The organism is Maridesulfovibrio sp., assembly GCF_963677005.1.
GTDB lineage: Bacteria > Desulfobacterota > Desulfovibrionia > Desulfovibrionales > Desulfovibrionaceae > Maridesulfovibrio.
In genome coordinates this window covers 1,345,637-1,360,038 of record NZ_OY781616.1, presented here as the reverse complement: position 1 = coordinate 1,360,038, position 14,402 = coordinate 1,345,637, and the positions used below count along the sequence as shown (strand labels likewise).

The window sequence follows — 14,402 nt, the reverse complement described above, 5'->3', positions numbered from 1 at the left end:
TCTGTATGTATTGGTGAGTTGGGGTCAGACGATAGAAAAATAGCATCGGGCCCGGTAAACTGCAATCCAATTTAGAGCGCATAGCTGCATTTAAGAAGTAAGTAACGCTACAGCCCGGACCGGAGAACCGTCAGCGCCTGCAAATTTGAGAGGCATGCAGGAAAATATGAAATCAAGGCCGATGAGTGCGTTCAGCCCTGTCAGGTTTTCAATGATGATTGTGCCGTTTTCCAGCAGTATGGAATGGACCGGTAAGTCCTGGGAATCGGCCCGGTCAGCAGAAATAGTATCAATGCCGATCCCTTTCAAACCAAAATCAGACAACCATACCGCGGCATCTTCGCTTAAGGCGGGAAATCCGGAATAATATTTTTCAGTCCCCCAAAAGGTGTCCCATCCCGTGTAGAGCAGCAGGAAATCGTTTTCGGAAATTATTTCCTCAAATTCGCGCAGATCGTCGATCTCAATCTGTCTTCCTTCCGTTGCCGGTCTCCTACAGTCAAGCACAGCAGCAGAGCCGAAAAAACAGCCGATGTCCATTTGGTCGAGTGTAAGTCCTTCGTTGAGGATATGGGCAGGGGCGTCTATGTGAGTGCCTGTGTGGGTCGTTATGGAAATGCTGTGTTCCCTGTAGCCTTCGGTCTCAACTGCTGCGATGGGTTGCAGTTTCGGTAGGGGAGATCCCGGAAATACCGGCATGTTTTCAGTTATGGGATGGGTAAGGTCTAGTAGTTTCATGGTGCTACCAGCGAATGCTGCAAAGTTGTGATGAAGATTTTTTTGTAACTATTCAAGTTGTCGGAATAGTCATAACCTTATTGCGGCCGGTTCGTTTAGCCTTATAAAGTGCCGCGTCTGCCCTTGAAAGAAGAGAATTTTCTGTTTTGTCTATCGTATCAAATTCTGCAATGCCGATGCTGGCAGTGCAGTTAAAGGGCATTTTGTCAGGACCATGCATCACAGTCTTGGCAATTTGGGTTCGGATTCTTTCGGCAACATTTCCGGCCTGTTCCAGATTACTGCCTACCAGTAAAATGGAAAACTCTTCCCCTCCAATCCGGGCAACCACATCAATATCCCGTGACAAACGATCACAGATTTCTGCTACACGGCAGATAACTTGATCCCCGGTAGGGTGGCCGTAGCGGTCGTTTATGCTTTTGAAGTCATCTATATCAAGCAGCAGCAAGGACAGATTCTGTTTGGTCCTGGCTGCTCTGCGGGTTTCATGCTCAAGCTGCGGCATGAAATAGCGTCGGTTTCTTATGCCGGTCAAAGGGTCCGTGTTCGATAGATTTTTGAGCTTTTTTTCCAGTCGGTAGCGAAGCAGATAGTTGCGTGAATGTATTGTTTGCGAGATAGCAGCCAGAGCTGCTGCCGGCCAGATCAGCATTGCATAATGCCGGTGGGGGAAACCCTGCACTATCCCGACCATGCCTGCCAGGTGGGGCAGGGCAGAGGAAAGGAGCGTAAATGCATAATTTATCCGCAGTGAAAAGCATTGGAAAAGCAGCACCGCAACCAGCATGCTGTACATGAACCCGGCCAGTCCGTAGACCAGCCCACCATTGAGGCGGGTCAGGATTTCAATAAATACGGCCTCGCTGCTCAGGCTGCCTACTAAAACGAACGAGGCAATCCAACTGTTCAGGTCCTTGCAGATTATGAAAACTACCGAACAGGAACCAATTGCAATAAACAGCAGGCGTAGCCAGAGTGTGTTTGCCGCACCAATCGGGTCAACTGTTATGTCCCAGGCCCACAGGGACGCCCAGATAAGAGAACAGACTGAAATTATGACAAGAGCGTTTAGCCGGTAATCCCTGTATCTTTTGTGTAAAAAATCCTGTGTGGGGAAAAGCAGGTATCGAAGATCCTGGAAAAATCCGGTGGTTGCAGCAGACTCATCAGAGGATGATTGATTTGTCTGGTTATCGAAATCCTGAATCTCGCGCGTTTTTTTCATTTTGCTCTTCTGGGTAAATAAATTCAATCCAGAGAGTTGGATAGCAGTAATTGCGGGCTATATCCAGCGGATTTTCATATCGCCGGATTGATTTATATTCAGCAGTAAAAACGGTATTCCGCTGCGTATTGGTAAAAATTAACCTGTTGTGCTTAATGTTGTCGATATGTTGTATTTAACTGGTCAAATTATAAGAACAAAATCAGTTGTAAGTGTTGGTGTCAGTATACATGCTTAAAGAATAGTGTAGTTCCATGCAGTTTCCCGTTCGGGCTGCATGCATAGTCCGGAATTACACCCGCTTTCTGCCACCCAAGCTTTTCGTAAAGCTTTTCAGCAGAGCTGTTTTCCTGTGTATCAAGTGTGAGTAGAGTCTTTCCTTTTTGGGCAGCCCTTTTTTCGGCTTCAAGCATTAATCTGGTCGCAACCCCATGCCTTCGGTTGCTTTGCAGAACAAATAGTTTTTGTACCTCGCCTCTATGTGCACCATTTTCTTTGGTACAATATACAATCTGAACAGAGCCGACTGTTTGTCCGTTTTTTTCAGCAACAAGAAGGTCGGTTGCTGATTCCAGTTCGGATTCAACTTTGAGCCAGTAGCTTTTGGCCGTGTCCATGGCAATCGGGCTCAGGAAACCAACGGAAGCACCGCCTTCGACGGTATCAATAAGGAGGGTGCACAATTCATTCAGCCGTGAGGTTGAGATGGATTCAAGCTGCCGTATGGTGATATCTGTCATGATCTTGTACTGTCCTTGTTGTGTTCTTCTCTTCTGTTGGAGAAATTTTAGTCGGGAATTTTTTCAATGTAGAGAAAAGCGCTTTTGATATTTCCTGAAAATATATGCGCAGAATGCTCTCGTTTATGGAAATTGTACAGTAATATGCTGCTGTTATAATGAATATGAATTATACTCAGCTGCAGTTGATTATCTTTTTTGCCGAACTCAAAGGAAAGCAGGTGTTTACTGCCTGCTTTCCTTTTTTATGTCATAAAAATGTCTTACTTTCGTGTCGACAACATAAGGTCGGTGGCCTACTCTGGTGCTTAGCTAACCGGTTTATACTGTATCAAAATTTACCTTAGGAGATATCATGTTCCGCATCATAATATTATTCATCCTGACTTTGACATTCTGTGCCGCTCCGGCCATGGCCTGCACCGATTTTGTGGTCAAGGCTGCAGACGGTACCGTGGTTAACGGCCGGTCCATGGATTTTGCCATTGATGACCATGCCCTTGTAACCGTTTATCCGAGAGGTAAACAGTGGGTTTCTGAAGCCCCCGGTAAAAAGAAGGGGCTCAAATGGAAACAGCGTTACGGATTCGTCGGTTTATCCGTTCTCGGACAGGAAAAGTCATCGGACGGAATGAATGAAAAAGGCCTCTCGGCCAAGTTCCTGTGGCTCCCTTCAGTCGGTTATCAGACCGTTCCCAAAGGGAAAGAAGACCGGGCGCTTGATGTAGCCCTTTTGCCGGACTGGATACTGGGCAACTTCAGTTCCGTGGCTGAAGTACGGAAGGCATTACCAACAATTTTCGCCTGGGGAAATGAGCTTCCCGGACTGGGAGGCATTCCGGTTCTGCACGTTGCCGTGCACGATGCCGCAGGCAACAGCATTGTGGCCGAATGGATTGATGGAAAGCTTAATCTTTATGATAATCCACTGGGCATCATGACAAACGAACCGCCCCTGCCCAAGCAGTGGGCCAACCTGCGCAACTACGTCAACCTTTCGCCCATGATTCAGAAAGAACTCAAGCTCGAAGGTATGACCGTTGCCGGCACCGGCAACGGCTCCGGCCTGCTCGGATTGCCGGGCGACTGCACTCCGCCTTCCCGGTTTGTGCGCACTGCCATCCTCAGACAGTTTGCCTACAAGCCTAAGGATTCCGCCGAGGCTGTTGTGTTGGCGCGTCATCTGCTTGAGCAGATATTTGTCATCAAGGGGATCAGTAGAGATAAGACTCCCAAGGGAGAAGAGGCCGATTACACCCAGTGGACCGCTATTGAGGATCTGACCAATCGTGTGCTTTATTTCGCGGACTATAACGATCAGACCCTGCGCACTGTAGACCTCAAGAAACTTGATTTTTCCCGCGCCGATTACAAACCCATCCCTGTTTCAAGGGACACGGGTAACGCGATACTGGATGTGACGCCCCGTTAATCCGCCACAACATGCTTGCTAAAAAACAGTCAACATGGCGTGTCCTTTCCGGTGCTTGCATATGCTTTCATCGGCTGGACTCCATGTTGACTGTTTTAAAGAATGTCCTTTTTACCAATCCGGGGCATGCCCGCTTAGCCGATGGGGTCCGTCAATTGCCGGGTTTTGAGGCCTATTTTCGGTTGACGAATCTTCATCAAAGCAAGCGGCTGGAATAATGCCATAACAATCGCCAGCAACCCGACCCATTGCATATTTATAAGCCGTCCATCCGGACCGATGCTCAGGATTGCAGACGAGAGCAATGCGCCTATGCCGTTTCCTATATGCTGCAGGGAAGAAAACAGTGACATGAAAGCCGCTCTTTCATACGGCTGTGGAAGTTTGGACGCTTCCGTAGTGGCAGAAACATTTCTGAAGCAGACCATCCCCATAAACATAATGAAAATAACAAGGCAGGATGAAAACGGCGGATGCATGAATCCGTCATAGATGAAAGCCACCAGTAGAACTGTGCCCAGTATATTGGTAGGTATAGGGCCGATTTTATCTGAGGCTCTGCCGCCGACCTGCATCAGAATCAAGCTGAAAACCCCGCCGATGAAGTACAGAAAGCTTAACGAAGATCGTTCAAATCCAAGATTGACCTGAAAATAGGCCGAGAAGTTGGGGATTATGGCGAAAGAAGATATCATGGCTGTCACCATCATAAAGAAAGCCAATTGATATTTTCTGTTAGCCAGAATGCGAATGAGTGAAACCGGTTCGCTATGTCCTTCCATATGAGTTTTCATGGGGGGAGTGAAGAACAGGATCATTGAAAGAACGGCAAATCCCAGAATGGCAATAGCATAGAAAGGTGTGCGCCAGGAGCCTATTTCGGCTAATTCCAGTCCGAAAGGGATAGCTGCAATGGAGGAGACAGAAAAACTTCCCATTACAATCCCCATCGCCCGTCCTCTTCTTTCAGGCGGTACAGCATCGCAAACCATCGAAAAAGCAATGGCGGCGGCAGGTCCTCCGAAAAATCCCGCCAGAATTCTCGCGCCGAGCATTGAATATAAATCCCAGCAGAAAGCGGCAGACAGGGTAGCAATCGACAGACCAAGTACCGCCACAATTGCTACGGATTTACGGGCAAACCTATCTAAGAATTTAGCGCAGGCAATTCCTGAGAATCCAACTGCCAGAGTATATACACCGCAAATAAATCCAATATCGGCATTGCTGATAGGCAGGTCCTTCGATATGTCCGGCCCGAGCGGCATCACCATCATAAAGTCTATAAGATTGATAAGCTGGATCAACGCTGCGATCCATACAATTTTATTTTCCTGTTTCATGATTAATCCCTTCTGAACGTATGGTGTCCATACGTTATGGTTAAAAAAATTATAGATGGTCCTCGATCATATCATATGCCTTGGTGAGAAACGTATCCAGAACAGCCTGCTGCTCTTCAGTTAACGACACTATAAACGAGTTCATTTCCGCGTGTTGACGGCTATGAAATTCTACGTGAGCCTTGTATGCGGTCTTACCCTTGTCCGTAAGACTGGCCAGTTGACGGGTGTTGTTCGCTTTGTCGACGATTTTTTCCACCAACCCTTTACCTTCCAGTCTTTTGACTATTTGGGAAACGGTTCCTTTTGTAACACCTATCAAGCGCGATATCTGAGAGATATGGATGCTTCCGCGATCACCTATCAGCTGAATGACGTGGATCTCGCTACGATAAATATTCACATCCGTACCGAATGATTTGTACGCTTTAGTCGTGTTTGAAATCTTTTCAAGCAGCAGCATATATTTTTCTATGACTGGATTCATTCAAACTATATCGTATGGACACCATACGTTTGTCAACTGAAATTTTGAATTCCTTATCTGCAGCCTGACAGAAGATCCACTGCGTGGAGCTTGGAAGGTGAACCTGGTCTCTTTAAATTATTACAGAAGTGCAGAGTGTTACTGACCGGTGGGTAGGTTTTTTCTCAACTTCATGTGCAACAAGGGGAAAGGATTCCCCTGCCCATCCACCGGGGACCTGCCGGTGATTCCAAATCCGATGTGTTCATAGAATCCGACGGCCTGCGGGTTCTGCTCGTTTACGTCTACGGCTGTGACATGCATATTATCAATCACATGGCGGCACAGGGCGGAACCGATACCTTGTCCCCGGCTTTCCGGTGCTATGAACAGCATTTCAAGTTTATTTTCAGTCACCCCGCAGAACCCCGTAATTTTATCCTGATTGTCCCTTGCACATCGTAATTCTACCGCATCAAAGTATTGATTGAGAATCAGCGGTAGCAAAAACACGATATCTTCTTCTTTCAGGAAAAAATGTGTTGCTCGTACGGAAGCTTCCCATATTTTTATCAGTTCAGGGTAATCCCTTTTATCAGCAATTTCGATTTTCATAATACTATGTTTAAATTTGAATAATTGAACATTTTCGGTCGATAACTCGTTTCTGTCACTCAGACCATGACCGTGTCAGGGGAAAATCATCAGCAGTTCCGGATGCCCTGTGTGCTCATCAATCTGTTCTTTTGCCACTCTGAAACCGCATTTCCGGTAAAATCTGATGCCGTTTGAGTTTGCCTTGTAGACTGTAAGATTCAAGTTTGGAATCATACTCTTGGCCTCCTCCAGCAGTTGTGTGCCGATACCTTGTCTCTGGCTGTCCGGTGAAACGAATAAAGCGGCTACAGTGTTATGGTGGAGTGCTATGAATCCTTTGACTGTTCCATCTGCTTCATACACATACGTTTCGCTGTTTGGAATGTATATATTTCGCATATCCGATACTTTTGACTCCCAGAAGTCACGTGATATGAAACAATGTGCCTGAATGGAGGCTTCAAGCCAGATGTTGAGGACCATGTCCATATCCTGAATATTGAATTTGCGTATCACTCTCCGGCATCCTTTTTCCTATTATACATTTTTACAATGTGTACGATATTGAACGCTTTTCACAGCCTAGTCGCGGCACAGGTTTTTCCAGTCAATCACTAGTTGCAGAGTGCTCAAATGATACACCTGCATGCTTATAGGATTATTTTTAATAATAGTCTGGTTGTCAACCTGCTGCAAGTCTTATCTATCTAAAATAGTTGTCTTTTAAAGCTGTAACCTGTGATATAAACAGTTTTATTATGGATTTTGTTGCCTATAGTAAAACGCTTGGGGTAGAGTAATAGAATGGTGTCAGGCAATGCGTGCAGGCTTTGATCATGGAGGAGTGATGAGTTCCATAATATCCGGTAAATCGTATCAGGAAATCCTCGTTGTTTCTGATGGAATTCTTGAGCGTTGGCAGTCAATAGTTGATCTTCTTGCCGAATTTTCAAATGTACCGGCCGCACTCATCATGCGCGTTGGAGAAGGATTGATTGAGGTTTTCCGGACCAGTGCATCCGAAGGTAATCCATATCCACTCGGCGCGACCGAGCATTATTACCAGAAATGCGGATTGTACTGCGAGCACGTCATAAGGACGGATCGAAAGCTGCTGGTTCCCAATGCTCTGGAAGATCCTGATTGGAAGGACAATCCGGATGTTGCTCTGAACATGATTTCTTACCTCGGCTTCCCAATCCTGTACCCGGATTCCACTCCCTTTGGAACGATCTGTGTATTGGACAACAAATTCAATGCCTATTCTCCGAAGATTGAGAACCTGATGATTCAGTTTCGCGATATTATCGAGTTTCAGCTTGCTCAGCTTTGTCATTGTGTAAATCTGGAAACGGAGCTTGAGGGATTCAGAATTTCAGAACGTTTCGATATGACTTTTCCGGAAGAGTCTTCAACTGATCCGCAGGAAAGACTGCAGGGGCTTACGGGGGCGCTGGTGCAGGCCAACAGGCAATTGCAGGATGAAATCCAGATGCGCATGCAGGTGGAGAGAGAATTGAAGCGGGCGCAGCAGGGAGCTGTTGCCGCAAGCAAGGCAAAAAGTGAATTTCTGGCTAACATGAGCCACGAAATCAGGACCCCTCTCAATGGAATTATGGGAATGCTTCAACTTCTGCAGCATTCGGAACTTGATGACGAGCAAAAACTGTATGCAACGAACGCGGCTGAAGCCACAATCCGATTGACAGCATTACTCTCAGATATTCTGGATTTATCACGCGTTGAAGCCGGTAAACTGGTAATACGGTCCGCCCCCATGAATCTCCGGGATTGTATTTCGGCTGTGGAAACAATTTTCAGACCTACTGCCATGGGCAAGAATGTAGTTCTGACATTTGACGTGAGCCCGGACATTCCTGAAACCATTTTGGGTGATGCCACCAGGGTGCAGCAGATATTGAGCAATCTTCTTGGAAATGCAGTGAAATTTACGGACAAGGGGGGCATAAATATTGATGTTCATCCTTTACCTGTTCGAAAGGATGGCAGGCTTTGGGTTTTATTTACCGTTGCTGATACCGGCATTGGGATTTGTGAAGATAAGCTGGATAGAATTTTCAGTGCCTTTGAGCAGCAGGCCGAAGGATATCAGCGGAAAAAACAGGGGGCAGGGCTCGGTCTGGCAATCTGCAAGAAGCTGCTGGGCCTGATGGGTGGAACCATGTCGGTGGAAAGTATCGAGAATAAGGGTTCAACATTTTATTGCTGCCTTCCTTTTCAACTGGCCGGGGAATCCGAAGAAGTAGCCCCTCCTGAGCCTGTGAAGAATAAAGGTAAGGCATCTGTCCTGTTGGTAGAAGATGACTGCCTGTCGAGGCTTGCAGTGCATAAGTATATACAATCCATCGGGCTGGATGTGCAGATGGCCGGCAACGGAAAAGAGGCCCTTGAAATTTTATTGAAACACAGTTTTGATTTGATTCTTATGGATATACAGATGCCGAAAATGGACGGTGTTTCCGCGACCAGAGCCATACGCAGCGGCAAGGCGGGAAGAAGGAATATGAATATCCCCATAGTTGCTCTGACGGCATACGCAATGGCAGGGGATAAGGATAAGTTCCTCGCATCCGGTTTCAACGGATATCTGGAAAAGCCATTCACAATGGAAGATCTTGGGGAAGAGGTTCAGCACTTCCTCGCCAGTGCTTAGGGGAAGTCTCCGGAAAAACACAGCAATAAGATTTTATGAAATTCGGGCAATGGTAATCGGATACATAGGATGTTGATCGATGTGGAGTGGGTGGCAAGGCAACCGGTTATCTTGATTGGTGCCGGAGCTTAACCTGCTTGGTCGGTTGTAAAGAGGTTACTGTTTGTGTTGCGGGGCTCCAGAATCTGCCCTAAAGAAAAGCCATGAACGGACCACATCCTGAAACAAAGCACCCCATGGAAGGATTCCCTCAGGTTTCCTTTATAAAAAATTATTGCACCAACCCCAATGTCATCATCGGAGATTACACATATTATGATGATCCTGATGGCCCTGAGCGTTTCTTTGAAAACATACTCTACCATTTCGATTTTATCGGGGACAAACTCATCATAGGGCGGTATTGCTCAATAGCCAGGAAGACCACGTTTATCATGAACGGCGGTAACCATGCGTTAAGCTCTTTTTCAACGTATCCGTTTTTTATTTTCGGCTCCGGGTGGGAGAACGGCAGGCCTGAAGATGATCTTTTTCCAGCGGTAAAAGACACACACATCGGTAATGATGTCTGGATCGGTTACGACGCGACAATTCTTCCCGGTGTGAATATAGGGCATGGTTGCGTTATTGGAGCCAAGTCTGTGGTCACCGGGGATTTCCCACCGTACAGCATCATTGCAGGCAACCCTGCACGGCTGATCCACCCCAGATTCGATGAACTTGTCATTGAAAAACTTTTGGAGATTGCCTGGTGGAACTGGTCACCTGAAAAAGTTACCCGTAATTTGAAGGCAATTACCGGTTGCGATCTGGCCGCTCTCGCCAGCCCAAGATGATGTCTAATCCTGCTATGGGTGTAATTCTAGCGTGTGCGGGAGGGACGAAACCCTCCCGTTTGAACTATCGGTTTTTGTTTTTCAGAAACATGCAGATTCGGTCCAATGCCTGAGAAGGTCAGCATTCGAAGGTTCAATCCACTCAGCAGGCAGCAGGTCTACCTCCACCCGGCGTGATGATACCCCCTTGGGAAGTGTTCCTAAAAATCGGGCTGTTGTGATATTGTTTCTCTCTGGAGTATGCTAGGAGAATGGATAAAACATAATTGCAGCAACCATATTTAAATTGTGAAAGAAATTCGCCCAGCATTTTGGAGTTGTCGACGAAATACCTTTCAAGATGTTACGATTTTTATTTAATTCACTGAAGGGGAAAAATGCGAATAATAATTGTAGCTCTCATGTCGATTTTCTTGTTTACGGCAAGTTCTTTGCCTCCTCGTTCAGGCAGGACAATCGTATTTTCCTTGGCTGATCATGGCAATCAGGAACTGGTTAATTTTATTCAAAAACTATACTCCGAAGCCTTTAAAAAAATTGGGTGTAAGTTCGAATTGCAGGTAGTTCCCTGGGAACGCGCACTATTGATGGCGAATGCAGGAATTGTTGACGGCGATGCGGCCAGAGTTGACCTGCATAAGTACTATCCATTCCAATATCAGAATCTCATAAAGGTGCCTGTTCCTATTTTGGATGACTATGTGGCTGTCTTTGCGAGTAAATTGGCCGTGCAAAATGGAAGTGTTCCGGTCAGCAGCATTGAAAATTGGGCTGATCTGGCACCGTTGCGGGTAGGTTATATTCGTGGACATAAACTGGTTGAAGCAAAATTAAAAAATAACGTTCCAAACATAAGAACTATGTCTGCAACTTCTATAGAGCAGGGACTGCGGATGCTTTTTTCAGAAAGGTTTGATGTTTTTGTGTCGTCATATCATTCTGTAATGACTATTTTAAATCAGAATAAAAAAATAAAATTTGATATTGTTAAAATCGGTATCCTTGATGATGCCTGCTCTTATCCCTGGATAAGTGTTAAGTATGGAAATCTAGTGGCAAAATTAGCCGACATACTTACTGAAATGAAGAAAGACGGGACTTATGACAAAATTTTCGGAGAAACTTTGGGTAAGAAATCTCCTGTGCTGAAATCTCCGTAAAACTTATGGCGTTTTGATTTAAGGAGGCTGCTTTCAATGCAACCCCCTTAGTCCTCTTATTGGTCGTTATAAGATGGATTACCTTGTGAACAGATTCAATCAGGGGAAACAGTTTAAGTGGATGTGGAGAATATCCAGCTGAAATCAAACGTATTTATATGCCGGCGGTCACGCTACAGTTTTGCTGGCCTGTATGGAGGGCTCGATTGATTTGATCAGCCCTTTTACTTTTTCAGCGATGGAAGCCAGATCGTTCTCATTAGGGCGGTTACTTATGTCCCCCAGTCTTCCCTGGGTATTGTGGTGGTGCAGTTTTGGAACGTGGTACGCGCCCGGTACATACCATTCTGCGGCATTGGTAAAACCCAGGTGATCGAACAGCTGCCCCATATACTTCACTGCCGGAACGGCTTCATTTATTCCGGTGTGGCTTCCTCCATACGTGCAGTATACCGCAACGTATTTTCCAGTCAGGCGAGGCGATCCGGGCTTGAATAGACCCGACCCTCCGAATTCTTTCATATTTTCCTTTGCGCGCTCACCCAGCCATTCAATCATGGCTTTGCCAGGGAGCCAGCCGTAAACACCCGAGCCGATAAAAATCAAATCAAAATCGAGTAGCTGCACCGGTTCTGCCCCCGGCTTCGCCTGCATGGTTTTGACCTCGCAACCAGCACTCTTTGCCGCCTGTTCAATTGTTTCCGCTACCTTCAATGTGTTTTGTGTCTGTGAATGGTAAAGGCTCAATACTTTCATGTCAGTTCTCCTCTTTTTTTGTTAGCATACCTAACAAATGGTTCAAAAAAAACTCAAACGGGTTCTGGTTTCAGCCCTTTTTGCAACTGAATTCTACTGCGAGTTCGCGCATTTCTTTAAATGCGAAAGAAAATTTACGCAGCACAGCTTCCGCGTCATCTCCGTATTTCCCCACGAACAGATCGAACATCTGCTGGTGGTGATCCGCATGACCTTTATAGGCTGCATTGCCGGATTCGGTGAGGCACAGCGGCACAGCCTTGGCATCGCCTGCCTTGGTTCCCTTGCTGACAAGTCCTTTCCGGGATAGTTTGTTGATGCGTTCAGATATGGTGGGTTTGGATACTCCCATACGTTCCGCCAATCTGGTTACAGTAATTTCCGGCGAATCACCGATGGCCTCAATGGTGTGAATCTCTGCGGGATACAACCTGTGGCCTGTGCCGAAATCCACCCCTCCCTTATGTTGATCGTTGATGGTATCAATCAAATCCATCAGGGAGCACTGCACTGCTTCAAAACGTTCTTTCAGTTCATTCATGGATTTATTGTAAGGTTTCCTAACAAAAGGTCAAGAGGAATTATAATCTTTTCCTTATGCCGGCCAACAAGCGTGGGCCATTAAATAAAGCCCTTGTTGTGCATGGTATTTTCATCGATAAATCTTGCCATGCCCGTCTTCATTTGTTTGAATCCGTGTTTTACGTAGAAACCTTCTTTTCCCGGAGCCGCATAAAGAAGGACATTACACCCTTCAAGTTGTTTCAGAATGTGCGTCATTATCAGGGAACCGACCTTCTGTCCCTGATACTCGGGAATAACTGCGCAATCATATATGGCAGCCTGATATGCTCCATCCGAGATTGCTCTGCCGAAACCGATCATTTTATCCTTATCGAATATAAATACTGTCGTATGGCTTGCCTCGAAGGCTTTTGCGTGAATTTCAGGTTTATAGTGAGCCATTCCGACTGTTTTGAGTATGCTGGCTACGAGGTTCCAGTCTATTCCACTACAGCTATATTTTACTTCAAAGTTCATTTTTTGTTCCTTTTTTTACGTGGTCATACATACCACCAGCCATGCCTGTTTATTAGAATTTATCTAATGTGTAATATGGTATGAATAATATACTATTTTATTGGGTTATGTTCTAGAGTGGGTTTTTCATACACATCCAGATGGACTGGACATTACGTATTCGGGATAATAAGTTATATCCATGTTACGGTATATTGAGTAAATATTATAATCAAACTATGTCTTTATAGAAAAGGATGGCCTGAAATGGGAGTGATAGCGAAAACTCCGGCTCCTCCATATTACGCTGTGATCTTCACTTCACTGCGTACGCAGGGAGATAATGGATACAGTTCTATGGCAGAAGAAATGGTTGATCTGGCGGTTGAGCAACCTGGATTTCTCGGCGTAGAGTCGGTTAGAGAGGAACTGGGCATAACTATTTCCTATTGGAAGGATATGGAGTCCATTGTTCAATGGAAAAATGATCCGCGGCACCAAAAAGCACAGCAGCTTGGCCGTTCAAAATGGTATGGTTCTTTTAAAGTACGGGTAGTCAAGGTGGAACGGGATAGCGAATTTTAATATGTTACGTTTATAGTGGTTTATTCATCCCCCGGAACAACCACACCCCACTGAACCAGTGTCTCAATTACCCGCGCCAGCGGCAACCCCACAACATTCGTATACGACCCGCAAATCCCTTTGACCAGAAAGGCTCCAAGTCCCTGAATGGCGTATGCCCCGGCCTTGTCGTCCGGTTCTCCTGTTGTGACGTAGGCCCGGATGCATTTCTCTTCGAAATCTATGAATTCCACATCGGTTGAGACGGAGAAGTTTACGGAATTACCGTCCGGCCCAATCAGCGCGCAGCCGGTGATGACTTTATGGGACCTTCCGCACAGGCTTTTGAGCATCCCGAAAGCTTCGTCCTGATCTGCCGGTTTACCGAGTATATCCATGTCCCGCACAACTATCGTGTCTGCACCCAGAACATAGTTTCCCGGATGTGCTTCGGAAACTTCCAGAGCCTTCAGCAGTGCGGTCTTTTTTGCGTACTCTTCCGGATTCTGGCCGGGTAGCGGTTTGGGTTCTTCGCCGCAGGCAGGCTGTATTTTGAATTCAATGCCTGCCGAACCGAGAAGGTCTTTTCTTCTTGGGGAAGCTGAACCCAGGATCAGCGGTTTGGTTGTGGTGTATATTTTCATTTATATATCCTTTTGTGTAAGTGAATTCCGTATTACGTATTGCGGTATTTGCCTTTTCTATGTGCAAAGGTCAACGTATAGGTGTTCTTCACAGTGTTAACGATGCGTGTTTTTGTTTTGTTCTTTTACCGATTATTTATATACAGAATTGTTGCCCTTTAATGGAACTAACGGTAATGATAATCGAGAAAATCAGAACAGGAG

Annotated in this window: 16 protein-coding genes; 5 read left to right on the top strand and 11 right to left on the bottom strand. The window is 46.0% G+C overall.

Features of this window, described 5'->3' with window-relative positions; translation table 11 throughout:
* Positions 1-90: 90 nt before the first annotated feature.
* From ACKU4E_RS06340 to ACKU4E_RS06330, 3 genes are all read right to left on the bottom strand, one after another.
* Positions 91-738 carry a cyclase family protein gene (locus ACKU4E_RS06340; protein ID WP_320170236.1) on the bottom strand — a complete coding sequence of 216 codons (648 nt, stop codon included), beginning with the start codon at positions 736-738 and terminating at the stop codon, positions 91-93.
* 52 nt (positions 739-790) lie between these two features.
* Complete coding sequence (locus ACKU4E_RS06335; protein WP_320170235.1) at positions 791-1,966, bottom strand: GGDEF domain-containing protein; 1,176 nt, start codon at positions 1,964-1,966, stop codon at positions 791-793.
* A 221-nt stretch (positions 1,967-2,187) separates the two neighbouring features.
* On the bottom strand, positions 2,188-2,706 hold the full coding sequence (locus ACKU4E_RS06330; protein WP_320170234.1) for a GNAT family N-acetyltransferase: 519 nt from the start codon (positions 2,704-2,706) through the stop codon (positions 2,188-2,190).
* A 355-nt stretch (positions 2,707-3,061) separates the two neighbouring features.
* On the opposite strand from ACKU4E_RS06330, the gene ACKU4E_RS06325 reads away from it, so the two are divergent.
* The gene (locus ACKU4E_RS06325) at positions 3,062-4,138 is read left to right on the top strand and encodes a choloylglycine hydrolase family protein (RefSeq protein ID WP_320170233.1); all 1,077 of its coding nucleotides are present in this window, start codon (positions 3,062-3,064) and stop codon (positions 4,136-4,138) included.
* A gap of 134 nt (positions 4,139-4,272) precedes the next feature.
* On the opposite strand, the gene ACKU4E_RS06320 is transcribed toward ACKU4E_RS06325, so the two are convergent.
* The 4 genes from ACKU4E_RS06320 to ACKU4E_RS06305 form a co-directional block, all read right to left on the bottom strand.
* Positions 4,273-5,481: an MFS transporter gene (locus ACKU4E_RS06320; protein ID WP_320170232.1), complete on the bottom strand. Its 1,209-nt coding sequence runs from the start codon at positions 5,479-5,481 to the stop codon at positions 4,273-4,275.
* Between the two features lie 49 nt (positions 5,482-5,530).
* Positions 5,531-5,968, bottom strand: coding sequence for a MarR family transcriptional regulator (locus tag ACKU4E_RS06315; RefSeq protein ID WP_320170231.1), 438 nt, complete (start codon positions 5,966-5,968; stop codon positions 5,531-5,533).
* 138 nt (positions 5,969-6,106) lie between these two features.
* Entirely contained in the window at positions 6,107-6,562 is a 456-nt protein-coding gene (locus ACKU4E_RS06310; protein WP_320170230.1) for a GNAT family N-acetyltransferase, read from the bottom strand.
* Positions 6,563-6,637: 75 nt separating this feature from the next.
* A complete protein-coding gene (locus ACKU4E_RS06305) occupies positions 6,638-7,060 on the bottom strand; it encodes an N-acetyltransferase (protein WP_320170229.1) in 423 nt (140 codons plus the stop codon).
* A gap of 331 nt (positions 7,061-7,391) precedes the next feature.
* On the opposite strand from ACKU4E_RS06305, the gene ACKU4E_RS06300 reads away from it, so the two are divergent.
* The 3 genes from ACKU4E_RS06300 (at position 7,392) to ACKU4E_RS06290 (ending at position 11,214) form a co-directional block, all read left to right on the top strand.
* Complete coding sequence (locus ACKU4E_RS06300; RefSeq protein WP_320170228.1) at positions 7,392-9,218, top strand: ATP-binding protein; 1,827 nt, start codon at positions 7,392-7,394, stop codon at positions 9,216-9,218.
* A gap of 203 nt (positions 9,219-9,421) precedes the next feature.
* Positions 9,422-10,054 carry a CatB-related O-acetyltransferase gene (locus tag ACKU4E_RS06295; RefSeq protein ID WP_320170227.1) on the top strand — a complete coding sequence of 211 codons (633 nt, stop codon included), beginning with the start codon at positions 9,422-9,424 and terminating at the stop codon, positions 10,052-10,054.
* A gap of 377 nt (positions 10,055-10,431) precedes the next feature.
* Positions 10,432-11,214, top strand: a complete 783-nt coding sequence (locus ACKU4E_RS06290; protein ID WP_320170226.1) for a transporter substrate-binding domain-containing protein — start codon at positions 10,432-10,434, stop codon at positions 11,212-11,214.
* Positions 11,215-11,382: 168 nt separating this feature from the next.
* Here ACKU4E_RS06290 and ACKU4E_RS06285 read toward each other — a convergent pair whose 3' ends face one another.
* From ACKU4E_RS06285 to ACKU4E_RS06275, 3 genes are all read right to left on the bottom strand, one after another.
* Positions 11,383-11,970: a hypothetical protein gene (locus ACKU4E_RS06285; protein ID WP_320170225.1), complete on the bottom strand. Its 588-nt coding sequence runs from the start codon at positions 11,968-11,970 to the stop codon at positions 11,383-11,385.
* Between the two features lie 70 nt (positions 11,971-12,040).
* A complete protein-coding gene (locus tag ACKU4E_RS06280) occupies positions 12,041-12,511 on the bottom strand; it encodes a MarR family winged helix-turn-helix transcriptional regulator (RefSeq protein ID WP_320170224.1) in 471 nt (156 codons plus the stop codon).
* 80 nt (positions 12,512-12,591) lie between these two features.
* A complete protein-coding gene (locus ACKU4E_RS06275; protein ID WP_320170223.1) occupies positions 12,592-13,011 on the bottom strand; it encodes a GNAT family N-acetyltransferase in 420 nt (139 codons plus the stop codon).
* A gap of 246 nt (positions 13,012-13,257) precedes the next feature.
* On the opposite strand from ACKU4E_RS06275, the gene ACKU4E_RS06270 reads away from it, so the two are divergent.
* Positions 13,258-13,575: an antibiotic biosynthesis monooxygenase gene (locus ACKU4E_RS06270; RefSeq protein WP_320170222.1), complete on the top strand. Its 318-nt coding sequence runs from the start codon at positions 13,258-13,260 to the stop codon at positions 13,573-13,575.
* A 20-nt stretch (positions 13,576-13,595) separates the two neighbouring features.
* On the opposite strand, the gene ACKU4E_RS06265 is transcribed toward ACKU4E_RS06270, so the two are convergent.
* The gene (locus tag ACKU4E_RS06265) at positions 13,596-14,198 is read right to left on the bottom strand and encodes a Maf family protein (RefSeq protein WP_320170221.1); all 603 of its coding nucleotides are present in this window, start codon (positions 14,196-14,198) and stop codon (positions 13,596-13,598) included.
* Between the last annotated feature and the right edge of the window lie 204 nt (positions 14,199-14,402).

Coding starts and splice junctions, on each gene's coding strand:
- ACKU4E_RS06265 (WP_320170221.1), bottom strand. CDS start 14,198: ATGAAAATATACACCACAACCAAACCGCTGATCCTGGGTTCAGCTTCC.
- ACKU4E_RS06280 (WP_320170224.1), bottom strand. CDS start 12,511: ATGAATGAACTGAAAGAACGTTTTGAAGCAGTGCAGTGCTCCCTGATG.
- ACKU4E_RS06340 (WP_320170236.1), bottom strand. CDS start 738: ATGAAACTACTAGACCTTACCCATCCCATAACTGAAAACATGCCGGTA.
- ACKU4E_RS06320 (WP_320170232.1), bottom strand. CDS start 5,481: ATGAAACAGGAAAATAAAATTGTATGGATCGCAGCGTTGATCCAGCTT.
- ACKU4E_RS06295 (WP_320170227.1), top strand. CDS start 9,422: ATGAACGGACCACATCCTGAAACAAAGCACCCCATGGAAGGATTCCCT.
- ACKU4E_RS06300 (WP_320170228.1), top strand. CDS start 7,392: ATGAGTTCCATAATATCCGGTAAATCGTATCAGGAAATCCTCGTTGTT.
- ACKU4E_RS06330 (WP_320170234.1), bottom strand. CDS start 2,706: ATGACAGATATCACCATACGGCAGCTTGAATCCATCTCAACCTCACGG.
- ACKU4E_RS06290 (WP_320170226.1), top strand. CDS start 10,432: ATGCGAATAATAATTGTAGCTCTCATGTCGATTTTCTTGTTTACGGCA.
- ACKU4E_RS06335 (WP_320170235.1), bottom strand. CDS start 1,966: ATGAAAAAAACGCGCGAGATTCAGGATTTCGATAACCAGACAAATCAA.
- ACKU4E_RS06270 (WP_320170222.1), top strand. CDS start 13,258: ATGGGAGTGATAGCGAAAACTCCGGCTCCTCCATATTACGCTGTGATC.
- ACKU4E_RS06275 (WP_320170223.1), bottom strand. CDS start 13,011: ATGAACTTTGAAGTAAAATATAGCTGTAGTGGAATAGACTGGAACCTC.
- ACKU4E_RS06315 (WP_320170231.1), bottom strand. CDS start 5,968: ATGAATCCAGTCATAGAAAAATATATGCTGCTGCTTGAAAAGATTTCA.
- ACKU4E_RS06285 (WP_320170225.1), bottom strand. CDS start 11,970: ATGAAAGTATTGAGCCTTTACCATTCACAGACACAAAACACATTGAAG.
- ACKU4E_RS06325 (WP_320170233.1), top strand. CDS start 3,062: ATGTTCCGCATCATAATATTATTCATCCTGACTTTGACATTCTGTGCC.
- ACKU4E_RS06310 (WP_320170230.1), bottom strand. CDS start 6,562: ATGAAAATCGAAATTGCTGATAAAAGGGATTACCCTGAACTGATAAAA.